A 14,236-nucleotide genomic window follows, 5' to 3' on the forward strand; every position below is an offset into this window, starting at 1 on the left:
CAACCTCAGGAGTCCGCAATGTCTCGATGCACGTCTCACAGCACCACGTCGCACAACGTCACGACCAACAGCTCCACGACCAACAGCTCCACATCCGCCTTCGGCTCACGACGGCGCACCCTGGGCGTCGCCGGCGCCGGAGTGGTGCTTGCCATCGCGCTCAGCGGATGCAGCACCCCCGACGCCGACGCCGGTTCGGCTTCGGGCGACGTCACGGTCACCTTCATGGAAGCCATGTCGTCGGGGGCGCTCAAGCCCTCGCTCGAGGCGGCCACCGCGCGGTTCGAAGCCGACAATCCCGGCATCACCGTCGAGCTCATCGAGCAGCCGGATTACGGGACCCTGTTCACCAAGATCGAGTCCTCGGTCGCCGCCGGCGCCGCGCCGACGATCGCCCAGGTCAACGCCGCGTGGGCCGTGACGCTCGCCGACAGCGACGTCATCCTGCCGCTGGATGATCGCGTCGCCGGGTCGGCTACGTACGACTCGTTTTACGATGGAATCAAGAACGACATGACCCTGGTCGACGGCCAGAACTGGATGTGGCCCTTCAACAAGTCGCTCTACGTGCAGTATTTCAACTCAAACCTGGTTGCCGACGCTCCGAGCACGTGGACGGAGTTCGCGACGACCGCGCGCGACGTGTCGACCGACGGTGTCGTGGCCGTCTCGACGGATCCGGGCGGAGCCTCGGGCATCGGCCAGGGCAGCGAGCTGGTCGGCATGATCGCCGAGTCCAACGGCGGATCGATGTTCGATGACGAGGGTGTGCCGACCTTCACCGACCCTGAGGTGATCAGCGCGCTGGAATACCTGGTGGGGCTGCAGGCAGACGGCGCACTGGCCGCGGGCACCAATTATCCCGGCCAGCAGGCGCTCGGTGCCGAGAAGGGTGCGTTCGACCTGAGCACGGTGGCGTCTTACCAGTACAACCTGGCCGCGGTGGATGGCAAGTTCGAGATGGGCGTCGCGACGTTGCCGGAGGGCACAGAGGGCGCCTCAAACGCGCTGTCGGGAACCAACATCGCGATGTTCGCCGACGCGACCGACGCCGAGCAGGATGCCGCCTGGCAGTACATGGAGTTTCTCGCCTCGTCCGCCGAAACGGCCGAGTGGGCGGCCGCGACCGGTTACCTGCCCGTCACCCCCGACGCCATCGACGAGCCCGTCTACGCCGACTACATCGCGAGCAACCCGTGGGTGAGCGACGTGATCGCTCAGCTCGACATCGCCGTGCGCCCGACCCCGCGCCCGTGGACCACGGACAGCCTGTCGATCTTCGCCGCGATGGTCTCCGAAGCGCTCGCGGGCGCATCCACGCCCGCTGACGCACTCGAACGCGCACAGGACGCCGCTCTCGCCCTGGTCAAGTGACCGCCCTTACCGAGCAGCGGGCGCGGCCACGCGACTCAGCGCTCGATGAGCCCGCGCTCGCACCCGTCGCCGCCTTGCCCCGCGCGGGGCGGCACCGGCGGCGAGTTGCGCGCCTGACGCATGCGGTCGTCGTCACGGCTCTTGCGCTGCTGTTCCTGTTCCCGCTCCTGTGGGTGCTGAACACCAGCCTGGCCAACGATGGCGACGTCTACCAGGTTCCGCCGTCCTTTCTTCCCTCCTGGAATTGGGCGAACTACCAGCGGGCCTGGGAGGCGGCGCCGTGGCTGCGGTATTTCGGCAACACGATGCTGATCGCAGGTTCCGTCGCCAGCCTGTGTATGTTCACGTCGCTGCTGGCCGGATTCAGCTTTGCGCTCATGCGGTTTCGCGGCCGTAACGCCGCGTTCGCTCTCGTGATGGGGGTGTTGATGATTCCCCACACCGTGCTGCTCATTCCCAACTTTCTCGTGGCCAGCACGCTCGGCCTTCTGGACACCTATCTAATTCAAATTTTGCCCTTCGCGGCGACGGCCTTCGGAATCTTTCTCATTCGGCAGGCGTTCACCAAGGTCTCGCCGGAGATCTTCGAGGCCGCCGAGATGGACGGCGCCGGCCCGCTGCGGATGCTGTTCTCCATCGGTGCGCCGCTCGTGGTGCCGAGCCTCGCGCTGGTCGGGCTGACCTCGTTCCTGGGGTCGTGGAACGCGTTGATCTGGCCATACATCTTCACGACGTCGGACGCGGTGCGCCCGATCGAGGTGGGACTGCAACTCTTCTACGGCACCGAGGGAACCGACTGGACCGGCCTGAGCGCCGCCGTGGTCTTCACCACGATTCCGCTCATCGTGCTCTACCTCTTCGCCCAGCGCTTCTTCATCGGCGACAAATGGGGCCTGCAGGGCGCCGTGCGCGGCTGACGCCGGGCGCTTCGCCCGGAACGCCCCGGAACACTCCGATCATCTCTCAACCAAAGGACGAACGACATGAACACGACAACTACCGCAACCGAAACGCGGGTGCAGATTCTGGGTGGCATCGAGGTGATCGGCGGCAGCGTCGTACTCGTCTCCACCCCGAACGCCCGGGTGATTCTCGATTTCGGAATGCGCGACCTCAATACCGGCCTGCTCCAGACCCCCGGCGGCCCGCGCCGCGGCCACGAGCTGGTCGACCTGCTGCGGGCCGCCGAGCTGCCCGTCTCGCCGGGACTCTACGACCCGGCGCAGCTCGCCTCGGATCCGCAGCTGGCGGCCTCCACCCGCGCAAACCGCGATGCGCGACCCACAGCCGTGTTCCTCTCGCACGCCCACATCGATCACGAGGGGGCTCTCGGATTTCTCGACCCGAGCCTGCCGCTGTACGCGTCTGAGGAGACAACGGTGATGCTCAACGCCCTGCGCGACACCGGTGAGTACCGCCCGGGACACCCCCTGGCGCCGATCGCGGTCGACACCGGAGAGACGATTCGGGTGGGCGACCTCACGGTCGAGCTGATCCCCGTCGACCACGACATCCCCGGCGCGTGCGGGGTGCTGGTTACAGCACCTGACGGTAGCGTGGTCTACACGGGGGATCTCAATTTTCATCGCGATGGCGGGATGCGCTCGCACGCTTTCGCCGAACGCATCCGCGGTGTGGATTTGCTCGTCACCGAAACGACGATGCTTTCGTTCGATCACCCCCCGATCACTACGCGCAGCGAGGCAGAGATCGAGGAAATTCTGGCCGCAGAGCTGACCGGCGTGCCCGGCCTGGTGCTCATGTCGGCCTACCCCCGCGACGCGGAGCGTGCCCAGCGGCTGATTGCGCTCGCCCGAACCCACGGGCGCGAACTCGTGTGGCCGAGCCGGGACGCCGCTCTCCTGGCGGCGATGGGAGTGTCGGACGTCACCAGCTGGGCATCGGAGCGCGCCGAGTCCGATTCACGCCCGCTCGCTGCGGGAATCAACCGAGTGACCGTCGCAGCGGTGGCGGCTGAGCCCGGCCACTATCTCGTGCAGCCCGACGGGCATGATGCACCGGCCTTGGCGGACCTGCCGATCGTTTCCGGTAGTACCGTCTGGGTGCACTCGCAGGGCGAGCCGCTCGGACCGTTCATGCCCGACTGGGAAGTCTTTCAGCTCTGGTTGCAGAAGTTGGGTATTGCGGTAATCGAGGCCGGATCCACCGGTCATGCGCTCGGTCATGACCTGTTGGCCTTCGTCGAGCATGTCGCCCCCGGCTGTGTGCTTCCCATCCACGGGAAGCGGCCCGAGGCGCTCACCGTCTCCATGCCTCGGGTGCTTCCTCGCTACGGTGACGTGTACTTGCTCGATGGGACCGTCGTGGGGCACGAACTCGTTTCGGTGGCGTCCTGAGGTGACGGCAGCGGTCGCTCACACTTTGCCACGCGGTACCGTAGGAAAATGGCCTGCATCAGGCGACCGCCCATCAGTCAAGGAGCACGCTCGTGATCGCTGAACCTCCGGTCGGCTCGGGTGCGCCCATCACGGTGCGAGTCGCCGCCGTACGCAACACCCTGCAGCCCACCGAACGTCGGGTGGCTGACCTCATCGTCTCCGAGCCGGAACTCGTAGTGGAACTAACCGCCCAGCAGGTGGCGGATCGAGTCGGCGTTGCCCGATCGTCCGTGGTGCGGGCAAGCCAATCCCTGGGCTACCGCGGGTACCCACAGCTCAGGATGGCGCTCGCTGGCGAGCTGGGCGCCCACGATTCGTTCGACCACGGTGAGGGGGCCATCGGCCGGCTGCGCACAGTGATGGACAGAACCGCGCGGGCCCTGAACAATTCCACCAGCCTTCTCGATGTTGATGAGCTCGAGGGCGCAATCGATTTGATCGCGCGGGCGCGACGGGTCTTCGTCGTAGCCAACGGGCTGTCCGCCTCGGTGGCCAGCAATCTTGCGACGCGTCTGACGTCGATCGGACGATCGGCCGAGATCGTGCCCGACGCGGTGTCGCAGCAAATTGCGGCGCGGCAGCTGACACCCGACGACGTATGCGTGGTGGTGAGCGGCACGGGCACGAACGAGTTCAGCCTGCGCACCGCCGCGGCCGCGGTGAGCGCTGGGGCGAATGTGATCGCGATCACGTCATTCCAAAAGTCTGACCTCACGGGCCTGGCCCACCGGGTGCTGGTCGTCGCCCCGGCAAGCTTTCGGGATGAACTGGAACACTACTCACGGGTCGCGCAAGCCGCCTTCGTCGAGGCGCTCGTGGACTTGGTCGCGGAGGTCTTCGCCGACCGGGCACAGCACGCTCGCGGTCTGGTGCTGGAAATTCTCTCCGACAACCTCGGCGACACCATCTCGTAGTTGGGCGCCGTCCGGCCGGCCGTGAATGGCCCGAGTACTAGAGGCCGAAACGACGGGGCCCCGCTCAGACCGCTGCAGGGCGATAGTCTCGCCCTGTATTGAGCTATCGGGGGCGAGAACTGCATGGAGTTGATCAAAAGGGCTAACGGGCGACCTGCGAGATCTCGGTGCTGAAAACGGCGTGCGTATCGAAAGCGGCAGCTTCGGGCTCCGGAGGCCGCGATTGAAGCATTCCTCGACCACCTGGACAAAAATACTCGTCTAGATTCTCGTGACCCGGCAACGCATGAGGAGTTGCTTCGTGACCACCGAGGTGCTGTTCGCTCCGCGAGGCCCTGTGCGGCGAGTACGGTTCCCGGAGTCACGCCCAAGGACATCACGAACGTCGATTGCGCTCTACGGTGGGGCATCCGTCACGTCTGCTCAACGGGCCTGACAAATCAAGGTAACTACGCGAAGGGCATTAACCCTGGGCTGGCAATTGCGCCTGCAGGGACAGTCAGTGCGACCGCGATCGACTTGTGCAACTGACCAAGTGAACAACGCCGTGACCGGCAGCGGCAGCGGCGGTCAGGCGGTGAGTGCGGTTGTCACGCCACGGCCGGCGTCCCGCCATTCGGGAAGCCGCCGTTTAGCCGCCCAGCCTCCAGGCCGGACTCGCCAGTCGAGCGACGGGTGGGTTCGGGAAGCGTTCACTCGGCGTTTACGAGTTCGTGACCCAAACATCGATAATGAAATTGTGACCGACAGCAACGAGGCTCCCGACAATGAGCGATGACCACACGATCACGGCCGTGAGAGCGACCGGGCGGGGATCCGTGTGGGAGGTGTTCCGGGTTTTCCTCCGTTTGGGCCTGACCTCCTTCGGCGGGCCGATCGCGCACTTGGGCTATTTTCGTGAGGACCTGATTCAGCGGCGCAAGTGGCTGAATGACGACGAATACGCCGACCTCGTGGCCCTGGGGCAGTTCCTTCCCGGCCCGGCCTCCAGCCAGGTCGGCTTCGGAATCGGGCTCTACCGCGCGGGTCCCGCCGGCGGGATCGCCGCGGCCGTCGCGTTCACTCTTCCGTCCGCTGTGCTGCTCACGGCCTTCGCGTTCGGGACGTCCCTGTTCGAGGGCGTCATCGGCGCCGGCATCCTGAACGGTCTGAAGATTGTTGCCGTCGCCATCGTCGCCCAGGCAGTCCGGGGAATGGCGCGAACCCTCACCCCCGACCGGCCTCGTGCCGCGATCGCCGTGGTGGCCGTGCTGAGCGCCCTGTTGCTCGGCGGTTCTGTGGGCCAGATCGGGGCGATCGTGGTTGGAGCTCTCCTCGGCCTGATCTGCTGCCGCACCGGCACGAGTTCCACCACGACCCTCGCCCGGTTTCCCGTCAGTCGCCTGGCCGGGTGGATGTGCCTCACCCTGTTCACCGTCCTCCTGGTCGGGCTCCCCGTGGTCGCATCCGTCACCGGTTCCGGAATCATTCAGCTGCTTGCCGCCTTCTACCGAGCCGGGGCGCTGGTTTTCGGTGGCGGCCATGTCGTTCTCCCTCTTCTCCAAACCGGTGTCGTCGACACGGGCTGGGTCACCTCCGATCAGTTCCTCGCCGGATACGGGGCCGCCCAGGCCGTTCCCGGGCCCTTGTTCACCTTCGCGGCATACCTCGGCACCCTCTCCACCACGGGGCCGGGTGGCATTCTCGGCGCGGCTGTCGCTCTGGGCGGAATCCTCCTGCCCAGCTTCCTGATCCTTGTCGGCGTGCTCCCCTTCTGGAACAGCTTCCGAACGCGGCCGCGAGCGCAGGCCATCATGCGCGGTGCGAATGCCGCCGTGGTCGGCATCCTCGCCGCCGCGCTCTATGACCCCGTGTTCGTGACCGCCGTCACCGGACCGCCCACGTTCGCCCTGGCACTGGTCTGCTTCGTGCTGCTCATCGCCTGGAAGGTGCCGGCGTGGGCGGTGGTCATGGTCGGCGCTGCGGGCGGGATCGTGCTCGAGCTGCTTCGATGATCGAACAGCCGGCCCTATTGCCTCACTGGCCCGTGACCCGCAGGACGCAGTGACCCCGGCCGACCTCCGGCTTCGGAGGACAGGCTTCTGATGCGTTGCCCCACGCGGTCACGGCGCTTCCTCGCCCGTGAATGGAGACGCAATCGTGTGTACGCTCGATGAGGTGCGTTTGCAGGACTTGTCAACGTGCCGCTCGGCGGGCACTGTGCCGTCGCGCTCGGCTTGAACCTGAAGGAAATATCGTGTCTGATCACGCAAGAATCAAGGGGCACACCGTGACCCGCACCGTGCACATCGAGGCCTCGCGCGCGAGCGTCTGGCAGGCGCTGACCGACCCCGAGGTGATGGCCAAGTGGTTTGGCGACGGTGTGGGTTTCGCCGCGCTCGAGCCCGGTGCTACGGGCAGCATCGACTGGGATGACTACGGCAGCTTCCCGATCGAAATCACCGAGGTCGTGCCCGACGACTCGTTCGGCTTTCGCTGGTCGGGAATCCCCGCCGAAGCGCTCGACGAGTACTCGACGCACGTGCGCTTCACCATTGCCGATGCGGGTACCGGTACGGATGTCACGGTGATCGAATCGGGTTTCGATTCGCTTCCCGGCGGCACCCGCTACCGTCGCGACCGTCTGGAGCAGAACCGAGAGGGCTGGGACGTCGAACTCGATGAGCTCGCGATCCTCCTCGAGGGTGTCACCGAGTAGTTCACTAATGTCCTGCGCATACACAGCAAACGCTGAGTAAAATAAGAAATTACTTTTATCTCACACCTCGAAAGGCGTTGACCGCAACTGTGGGCTCACCAGCCATGGCCCTCTGGGCCATTGACCGGCCATGCACGACTTCACATCGAACACGAGGGTTTCTCTCACCCCCTGATGAGGTGACGTACTCGTGATCGAAACACTGCTCCTTTTGCTGCTGGGCATCGTGATCATCCTGGTGATCATCGCGGCCAACGGCTACTTCGTTGCCCAAGAGTTCGCCTACATGTCCGTGGACCGCAACCGTCTCGGCGCCAGCGCGGCGGCGGGGGACGCCTCAGCGGTCCGCGCCCTCGCCGTCACCAAGCGCACGTCGTTCATGCTCTCCGGCGCGCAACTGGGTATCACGGTCACCGGGCTGCTCGTCGGCTTCGTTGCGCAGCCGCTGATCGGTGAATCTCTGGGTGTTCTGCTGGGCGGGGCCGGCGTGTCCATGGCGGTCAGCGTCACCCTGGGAACGGTGCTCGCCCTGGTTCTCGCGACAGTGGTGCAGATGATCTTTGGGGAGCTCTACCCCAAGAACCTTGCCATAGCGAACCCTGAACCCCTCGCGCGCGGTTTGGCTCGTTCGACGACGATCTATCTCGCGGTCTTCGGATGGCTCATCGCCATCTTCGATTTCGCAGCCAATGCCCTGCTTCGCCTTCTGCGCATCGAGCCCGTGCACGACGTCGACTCCAGCGCCACGGCCCAAGACCTCGAACGCATCGTCTCGGACTCCCGTGACAGCGGCGACCTGCCCGCCGAGCTGTCCCTCATGCTCGATCGCATCCTCGAGTTTCCCGAGCAGGACGTCGAGCACGCGATGATTCCCCGATCCCTGGTCGCCACGGTTCGCCCCGACACCACGATCGGTGACGTGCGCCAGCTCATGGCACGAGCTCACACTCGCTACCCGGTGGTCGACGATGAGAGCCAACCGCTCGGCGTGGTTCAGCTCGCCGACGTGCTCGGCACCACACTCGCTGAAGGCGCCCCCGTGACACAACTCATGCGACCGGCGGTAGTGCTGTCTACTCTGACGAAACTGCCGCACGCCCTCGCTGAGATCACCCGGGCCCGCAATGAATTCGCGTGCGTGATCGACGAGTACGGCGGATTCGCCGGGGTCGTCACCCTCGAAGACCTCGCGGAAGAAATCGTCGGCGAGATCACCGATGAGCACGACGAGACGTCCGCTCCGTCCGTCGACGCTGATGGCGACGCGGTCTGGCTGATGAGTGGCGACGTGCACGTCGACGAGATGCACCGCGCCATCGGGTACGAGTTGCCCGCCGGAGACTTCGAAACCGTCGCCGGTCTCATCATCGCCGAGCGCGGCGGTCTGCCCCTCGCCGGTGAAACCCTCCACGTCGCATTGCCCGATGACCCCGCCGATCTCGTTCGAGACGACGAAGTACACCGGGCGCTGGACATCGAGATCCTGACCATCGAACGCCACGTTCCACACGCCGTGCGCGTGACCCTGATCGAGACCCTCGGCGACGACGACGTCCGCCCAGACTTCGAACCGGCGCCCGACGATACTAAGGCGGTTGACCGATGAATGATGGCCTGGTTGTGGCGATCGCCACCGTCATCCTGATCGCGCTGAGCGCGTTCTTCGTGATCATCGAGTTCGCCCTCCTGGGTGCGCGGCGCCACCGCCTCGAGGCGACCGCGGCGACGGACCGCTCTGCCCGAGCGGCCCTCAAGGGCGTCAACGAACTGACGTTGATGCTCGCCGGTGCGCAGTTGGGCATCACGGCCTGCACCTTCGCGCTCGGCGCTGTCACCAAGCCTGCACTGGACTATTGGCTCGGGCCCATCTTCTCAGCCTGGGGAATGCCGGAGTGGGCCGCTGGCGTGCTCGCTTTCTCCCTCTCGCTCCTGATCGTCACCTTCCTGCACCTTGTGGTCGGAGAGATGGCGCCGAAGTCCTGGGCCATCGCCCACCCCGAGACTGCCGCGAAGGTGATCGGCATCCCGTCCCGCATCTTCATCTGGCCCTTCCGCCCCCTCCTGATGTGGATCAACAGCATCGCCAATAAGCTCGTGGCCGCATCCGGAGTCGTCCCGGTGGAGAGCGCCGCCGTCGGCGGACAGAACGCCGAGACGATTCGGCATCTCGTCGAATTGTCGGCCCGCACGGGAATGCTCGACAGCTCGTTCCAGAACCAGTTGGAAGGAGCGATCGAATTGGAAACCCTGCGCCTGGATGAACTCGTCGACGTCACTGTCACCCCCACGGTCGTTCCCAGCGAGGCAACTGTCGCCGACGTGCAGCGTGCTGCTGCCCAATCCGGCCATATGCGCATCCTGATCGGCGACCTCGACACGGGTATTCCCGGTGTCGTCCATGTTCGGGACACCCTGGTCGACGCGCTCGACGCCCCGGCCGCTCCCTTCGTGCGATCTGCGCTGGTGCTGGCGGGGGAGACCCCGGTCTACGAGGTCCTCGCCCAGATGCGCGCAACGAGCCAGCAGCTCGTCGTCGTGGTCGACGGTGACCACTCGTTCCGCGGGATCGTGACTCTGTCCGACGTGCTCCCGCGGCTGCTGCCTCGCACCGACGCGACGGATGCGTTGGCGCTCCGCTAACCGAGGACGCCTCGGAGGCGGCATACTGCGGAAATCACCAGATCACACGTCGCCGTTCGAAGGCGTTCGCTTAAGCGGAGGCTCTCAGGGGTTCGAGGGCGGCCAGGACGAGGTCGAGGCCGAAGCTGAACTCCTCTGCGGGGTCATAGCCGGAAGTGACGAGCACCGCAGCGGACTCGTTGAGGTAGGGGAATTCGCCAGGAGGAAGCTGGGGCAGGTAGACGCCCTCGGCCATCTGTGCGAACTCATCCGTGGTGTCGAACGGCAGGCTGGTCTCCTGCAGGGCGAACCCGTAGACATAGCTGTCGAGCAACCAGTTGGCGTGCGTCGCCATCACGACCGAGAAGCCAGCCCGCCGCAGGCAAGCGGTGACCGCTTCGCGGTGGCGGAGGTTCGCGGGTCCCGGTGATGTCCGCGACTCCATCAGGCCGATCGCCCACGGGTGGCGAGCGAGAACCTGTCGGGCGGATAGCGACCGTCGTCGCATCGCCGACTGCCAGTCGGGTTCCTCGGGCGCGAGCTCGATCTCCTCGAACACGGTATCGATCATGGCGTCCAGCAACTTTTCCTTGCTCGCCACGTAGTGGTACAGCGACATCGCGCCGGCGCCGAGCGCGCCAGCCAGCCGGCGCATGCTCAGCCCGTCGACCCCCTCACGGTCGGCGAGCCGAACCGCCTCCTCCACCACCCGTTGCTTGCTCAGTCCCGCGTCTGACGCGACCTGGTATTCCTTCGCGGACACGGTTCTCCTCGCTCACTCGAACGGTCTGACAATGCTCTAGCGCTTTTGCATAGTACAGTGTACGCTCCCAGTACGGTGTACGACGTACGGTGTACGAGCCGGCGAGAGTCGCGGCTTGAACGTGAGGAGGCTTTTGTGGAAATCGAACAGCGAACGAATGCCGGAGCACGCCTGGTGCCGGGGGAGGGTGCGGCCGGGGCGGCGACGATGCGGGCGGCCGTGCAGCACCGCTACGGCCCGCCCTCAGTGCTTGCGGTGTCCCAGGTCGGGCGACCAGAGCCCGGCCCCGGCGATGTGCTCGTCCGGGTGGGCGCGGCCGCGGTGCATCCCGGCGACTACTTTGTCATGACCGGCGAGCCGTTCCTGCTGCGCCTGGCATTCGGCCTCCGCCGGCCGCGCCACGGCATCCCCGGCCGGGACCTGGCCGGGGTGGTGGCAGCGGTCGGGAAAGACGTCACCGCCTTCCGCGTCGGCGACCAGGTGTTCGGCTGGAGCACTGCGGGATCGCTCGCGGAATACGCCTGTGTCCCGGCAGACACCCTCGTGTCCGTGCCGGCCAATCTGTCGGTCGTCGACGCGGCGGCGGTGCCCACGTCGGCCCTGGCGGCGTTGCAGGCATTGCGCAGGATCGCGAATGTTCAACCGGGCCAGGCGGTGCTGGTCACGGGCGCGTCGGGCGGCGTGGGCTCCTTCGCCGTGCAGATCGCCCAGGCGTTCGGCGCCGAGGTGACGGGGGTGTGCAGCACCCGCAACGTCGACCTGGTCCGGTCGCTCGGTGCCGACCACGTTGTTGATTACACCACCACCGACTTCACCCGCACCGAGAAGCGCTACGACGTGATCCTCGACAACGTGGAGGCCCAGCCCCTGGCGGCTGTCCGCCGAGCGCTGACGCCCACCGGCGTCCTGATCCCCAACAGCGGACGCGGTGGCCGCTGGCTCGGCCCCCTCGGTCGGATCGTCACAGCACGCGTGCTGTCCGGGGTGACACGTCAGCACCTGAAGCCCTTTGTATCGGTCGAGAAGCGCCAGGACCTGCTCACCCTGGCCGACCTGCTCACGAGCGGGCAGGTCAGGTCCGTCATCGACCGCACCTACCCCCTTGACGAAGCAGCGGATGCCCTCCGCTATGTCGGTGCGGGTCACACCCGAGGAAAGGTCGTGATCACCATCTGACGACCGACAGGCGAGAACGACCCACCTGCATGCCCAGACCTGCCGCCGCCCGGCGACGGACCGCTCCTCGCGAAAGGCGAACCGATGACCATCCGACCCACACCTGCGAACCAGCTCTACAGCCCGCCGATCCCCGTGCAGGCCAAGCTCGCCGCGGCCTGGACCAGCTTCATGTTCCTCTACCTCTATATCGACTACTTCCACCTCTATAAGCCCGGCATCATCGACGACCTCCGCGCCGGCGTCACCTTCGAGTTCGACATCAGCCCGACCTTGTTGACCATTTTCGTCGCGCTCATCGCGATTCCGGCCCTCATGGTGTGGCTCTCCATGACGCTGCCCGCCCGGGTGAACCGCGCCAGCAACCTCGTCGTCGCCTCGCTCTACGTGCTCGTCTCGATGTTCAACGCGGTCGGGGAGTCCTGGGACTGGTCCTGGTTCTACGGCCTCTCCATCGCACTCGAGGTGATGATCCTGGCCTTCATCCTGCGTTCCGCCTGGAGCTGGCCCCGAACCCCCACCGTCCCCACCGATCCCGCGACGTCCGACCTTCGACAGTCCGCGTAAACGCCTCGAAAGGTTGTTCTCAAGCTCACCCGTACAGGGACCGGTCACTCACTCGTTCGGGAGCGAATGGTATGGCGCCGGTGCTCGAGGGCGGGATTGCGTTCGCGTGCCTGGTGCACGAGCGTCCGTCGATCTCTCGGATCACGAGATCGGCGTCGAGCCCCAGCTCGGCGAACAGGCGGCCCGCGGGATCGGCAAGGAGGCTGCGCCTGATCGAGATCGGTGGGCACTCCGAGACCGCACCGACGAAGTAGGAGTTTTCAATGGCTCGCGCCTGGGCCAAGATGCGCCACTGTTCGGCATTGTCAGCACCCGGAACCCAGGACGAGCAGACCAGCACGAGCTCGGCGCCGGCATCCGCGAGCTCAGACCCAGCTCGGGAAAGCGGTGGTCGAAGCACGTCATCAGGCCGATGCGCAGCTCCGCGGGTACCGCCGACGGCCAGCCAGATCGGCAGCCCGTCTGCGGTCGGTCGCGGCCACACCCCCGCATTGGTGAGCGGTGCACGGGTCGTTCCCGACCAAGTGACGGGATTTTCGTCGCGGAGTCGCAGCAGCAGATCGAGGCGATCCTCGAAATACTCGTCATACCGGTTCAGATCCTGGCCAAACAGCGGGAAGGACTCGAGATGGGCCCCACGGCCCGCGGTCAGTTCGGCCCGTCCGGCGCTGAGCAGGTCCAGGGTGGCGAAGTCTTCGAACACGCGCACCGGGTCGGCACTGGAGAGCACGGTCACGGTGCTCGTCAGTCGGATCCGGCGCGTTTGTGCGGCTGCGGCTACGAGCACGACGGCGGGCGATGACACCGCGAAGTCCGGCCGGTGGTGCTCCCCGACACCGAAGACGTCGAGGCCGGCATCGTCCGCGACTCGTGCCCACTCCAGGAGGTCGCGCAGCCGCTGCTCGGGAGCGATGGGGCTGCCGTCGCCGCTTCGCGTGAGCTCGCCGAAGGTGAAGATCCCGAGCTCGAAGGGTGTGGGGATGGTCACTCGTTGCTCACGGCACCAGCGCCCACTTCACGGGCGAGGAAGTCATGGACATCGTCGATCTCCTGAGCGCTGATGCCGTGTGCCAATCCGGGATACACCTTTTCCACGAGGGTGGTGTGCGGGAGCAGGTAGGCACGGGTGCGCTCGATCGCCGGCTCGCCGATGACACGATCCTCTGCGCCTCGGCCCCAGAACAGAGCGGGGCGTGAGTGGGCGAGCAGGTCATCTCCCGGCTGCGGGGCGACTTGAACAAATCCGCCCAGGACGACCGGTGCGAGTACCCGCTCCGGTCGGGTGCGCAGAAGCTGGCTGGCCATGAGCCCACCCTGCGAGAACCCGAGGGGGACCACCCGGGTGCTCGGGTCCAGGTGTTCATCGACCCAGGCCCAGATGGCCTCGGTGGCCGCGGCGACGGGCGCGGCATCCGGGTTTCCGGGGGTCACGATCGAGAACCAGGCGGCTGCGCCGTTGCCCAGATCCAGTGGTGCACGCAGTGATACCCACGGCAGCGTGAGCTTCAGCGGCGAGGCCAGCCCGGTGAGGTCGTCTTCATTCGAGCCGTAACCGTGCAGGAATATGATGACGGCCGGTGCGGCAACCATCTCCGTCGACCAGGCCGGGGAGCGAACATCATTCAACAGGGCGTTCATCGGGCAGACAGCTCCTCAAGCGAAAGATCGGGCGGTGACGGCCGCAGCCAAGGCGTTCTCGGCGAGCTCATCATGATCTGACTGGTTC

Annotated in this window: 13 protein-coding genes; 10 read left to right on the top strand and 3 right to left on the bottom strand. The window is 66.1% G+C overall.

The window, feature by feature from the left end:
* The first annotated feature begins 18 nt into the window (after positions 1-18).
* The 8 genes from D6T64_RS13655 to D6T64_RS13690 all read left to right on the top strand — a co-directional run bounded on the left by D6T64_RS13655 (position 19) and on the right by D6T64_RS13690 (position 10,025).
* Positions 19-1,374: an extracellular solute-binding protein gene (locus D6T64_RS13655; RefSeq protein WP_119975234.1), complete on the top strand. Its 1,356-nt coding sequence runs from the start codon at positions 19-21 to the stop codon at positions 1,372-1,374.
* Positions 1,371-2,291 (top strand): carbohydrate ABC transporter permease, encoded by a 921-nt coding sequence (locus D6T64_RS13660; RefSeq protein ID WP_119975235.1) that lies wholly within the window; start codon positions 1,371-1,373, stop codon positions 2,289-2,291. The genes D6T64_RS13655 and D6T64_RS13660 overlap by 4 nt, the downstream gene beginning before the upstream one ends.
* Before the next feature lie 66 nt (positions 2,292-2,357).
* The gene (locus D6T64_RS13665) at positions 2,358-3,731 is read left to right on the top strand and encodes an MBL fold metallo-hydrolase (protein ID WP_119975236.1); all 1,374 of its coding nucleotides are present in this window, start codon (positions 2,358-2,360) and stop codon (positions 3,729-3,731) included.
* Positions 3,732-3,823: 92 nt separating this feature from the next.
* A complete protein-coding gene (locus D6T64_RS13670; protein ID WP_233551171.1) occupies positions 3,824-4,687 on the top strand; it encodes a MurR/RpiR family transcriptional regulator in 864 nt (287 codons plus the stop codon).
* 767 nt (positions 4,688-5,454) lie between these two features.
* Positions 5,455-6,681 (top strand): chromate efflux transporter, encoded by a 1,227-nt coding sequence (gene chrA / locus D6T64_RS13675; protein ID WP_119975237.1) that lies wholly within the window; start codon positions 5,455-5,457, stop codon positions 6,679-6,681.
* 242 nt (positions 6,682-6,923) lie between these two features.
* Positions 6,924-7,385, top strand: coding sequence for an SRPBCC domain-containing protein (locus D6T64_RS13680; RefSeq protein WP_158594893.1), 462 nt, complete (start codon positions 6,924-6,926; stop codon positions 7,383-7,385).
* Between the two features lie 190 nt (positions 7,386-7,575).
* The gene (locus D6T64_RS13685) at positions 7,576-8,991 is read left to right on the top strand and encodes a hemolysin family protein (protein WP_119975239.1); all 1,416 of its coding nucleotides are present in this window, start codon (positions 7,576-7,578) and stop codon (positions 8,989-8,991) included.
* Positions 8,988-10,025: a CNNM domain-containing protein gene (locus tag D6T64_RS13690; protein WP_119975240.1), complete on the top strand. Its 1,038-nt coding sequence runs from the start codon at positions 8,988-8,990 to the stop codon at positions 10,023-10,025. The genes D6T64_RS13685 and D6T64_RS13690 overlap by 4 nt, the downstream gene beginning before the upstream one ends.
* 70 nt (positions 10,026-10,095) lie before the next feature.
* Here the strand turns inward: D6T64_RS13690 and D6T64_RS13695 are convergent, their stop codons facing one another.
* Positions 10,096-10,767, bottom strand: a complete 672-nt coding sequence (locus D6T64_RS13695) for a TetR/AcrR family transcriptional regulator (protein ID WP_119975241.1) — start codon at positions 10,765-10,767, stop codon at positions 10,096-10,098.
* Between the two features lie 135 nt (positions 10,768-10,902).
* Here D6T64_RS13695 and D6T64_RS13700 point away from each other — a divergent pair, with 135 nt between their 5' ends.
* Complete coding sequence (locus D6T64_RS13700) at positions 10,903-11,943, top strand: NAD(P)-dependent alcohol dehydrogenase (protein WP_119975242.1); 1,041 nt, start codon at positions 10,903-10,905, stop codon at positions 11,941-11,943.
* 84 nt (positions 11,944-12,027) lie between these two features.
* Positions 12,028-12,510 (top strand): DUF6326 family protein, encoded by a 483-nt coding sequence (locus tag D6T64_RS13705; protein WP_119975243.1) that lies wholly within the window; start codon positions 12,028-12,030, stop codon positions 12,508-12,510.
* A 25-nt stretch (positions 12,511-12,535) separates the two neighbouring features.
* Here D6T64_RS13705 and D6T64_RS13710 read toward each other — a convergent pair whose 3' ends face one another.
* Both D6T64_RS13710 and D6T64_RS13715 read right to left on the bottom strand, forming a co-directional pair.
* The gene (locus D6T64_RS13710; RefSeq protein ID WP_119975244.1) at positions 12,536-13,498 is read right to left on the bottom strand and encodes an LLM class flavin-dependent oxidoreductase; all 963 of its coding nucleotides are present in this window, start codon (positions 13,496-13,498) and stop codon (positions 12,536-12,538) included.
* Positions 13,495-14,148, bottom strand: a complete 654-nt coding sequence (locus D6T64_RS13715; RefSeq protein WP_119975245.1) for an alpha/beta hydrolase — start codon at positions 14,146-14,148, stop codon at positions 13,495-13,497. Before D6T64_RS13715 ends, D6T64_RS13710 begins: the two co-directional genes overlap by 4 nt.
* Between the last annotated feature and the right edge of the window lie 88 nt (positions 14,149-14,236).

The organism is Cryobacterium melibiosiphilum (assembly GCF_003602235.1).
Lineage (GTDB): Bacteria > Actinomycetota > Actinomycetes > Actinomycetales > Microbacteriaceae > Cryobacterium > Cryobacterium melibiosiphilum.

Excerpts from the sequence above, each read along its gene's own strand:
- D6T64_RS13705 (WP_119975243.1), top strand. The coding sequence starts at position 12,028 with ATGACCATCCGACCCACACCTGCGAACCAGCTCTACAGCCCGCCGATC.
- D6T64_RS13690 (WP_119975240.1), top strand. The coding sequence starts at position 8,988 with ATGAATGATGGCCTGGTTGTGGCGATCGCCACCGTCATCCTGATCGCG.
- D6T64_RS13715 (WP_119975245.1), bottom strand. The coding sequence starts at position 14,148 with ATGAACGCCCTGTTGAATGATGTTCGCTCCCCGGCCTGGTCGACGGAG.
- D6T64_RS13665 (WP_119975236.1), top strand. The coding sequence starts at position 2,358 with ATGAACACGACAACTACCGCAACCGAAACGCGGGTGCAGATTCTGGGT.
- D6T64_RS13655 (WP_119975234.1), top strand. The coding sequence starts at position 19 with ATGTCTCGATGCACGTCTCACAGCACCACGTCGCACAACGTCACGACC.
- chrA (WP_119975237.1), top strand. The coding sequence starts at position 5,455 with ATGAGCGATGACCACACGATCACGGCCGTGAGAGCGACCGGGCGGGGA.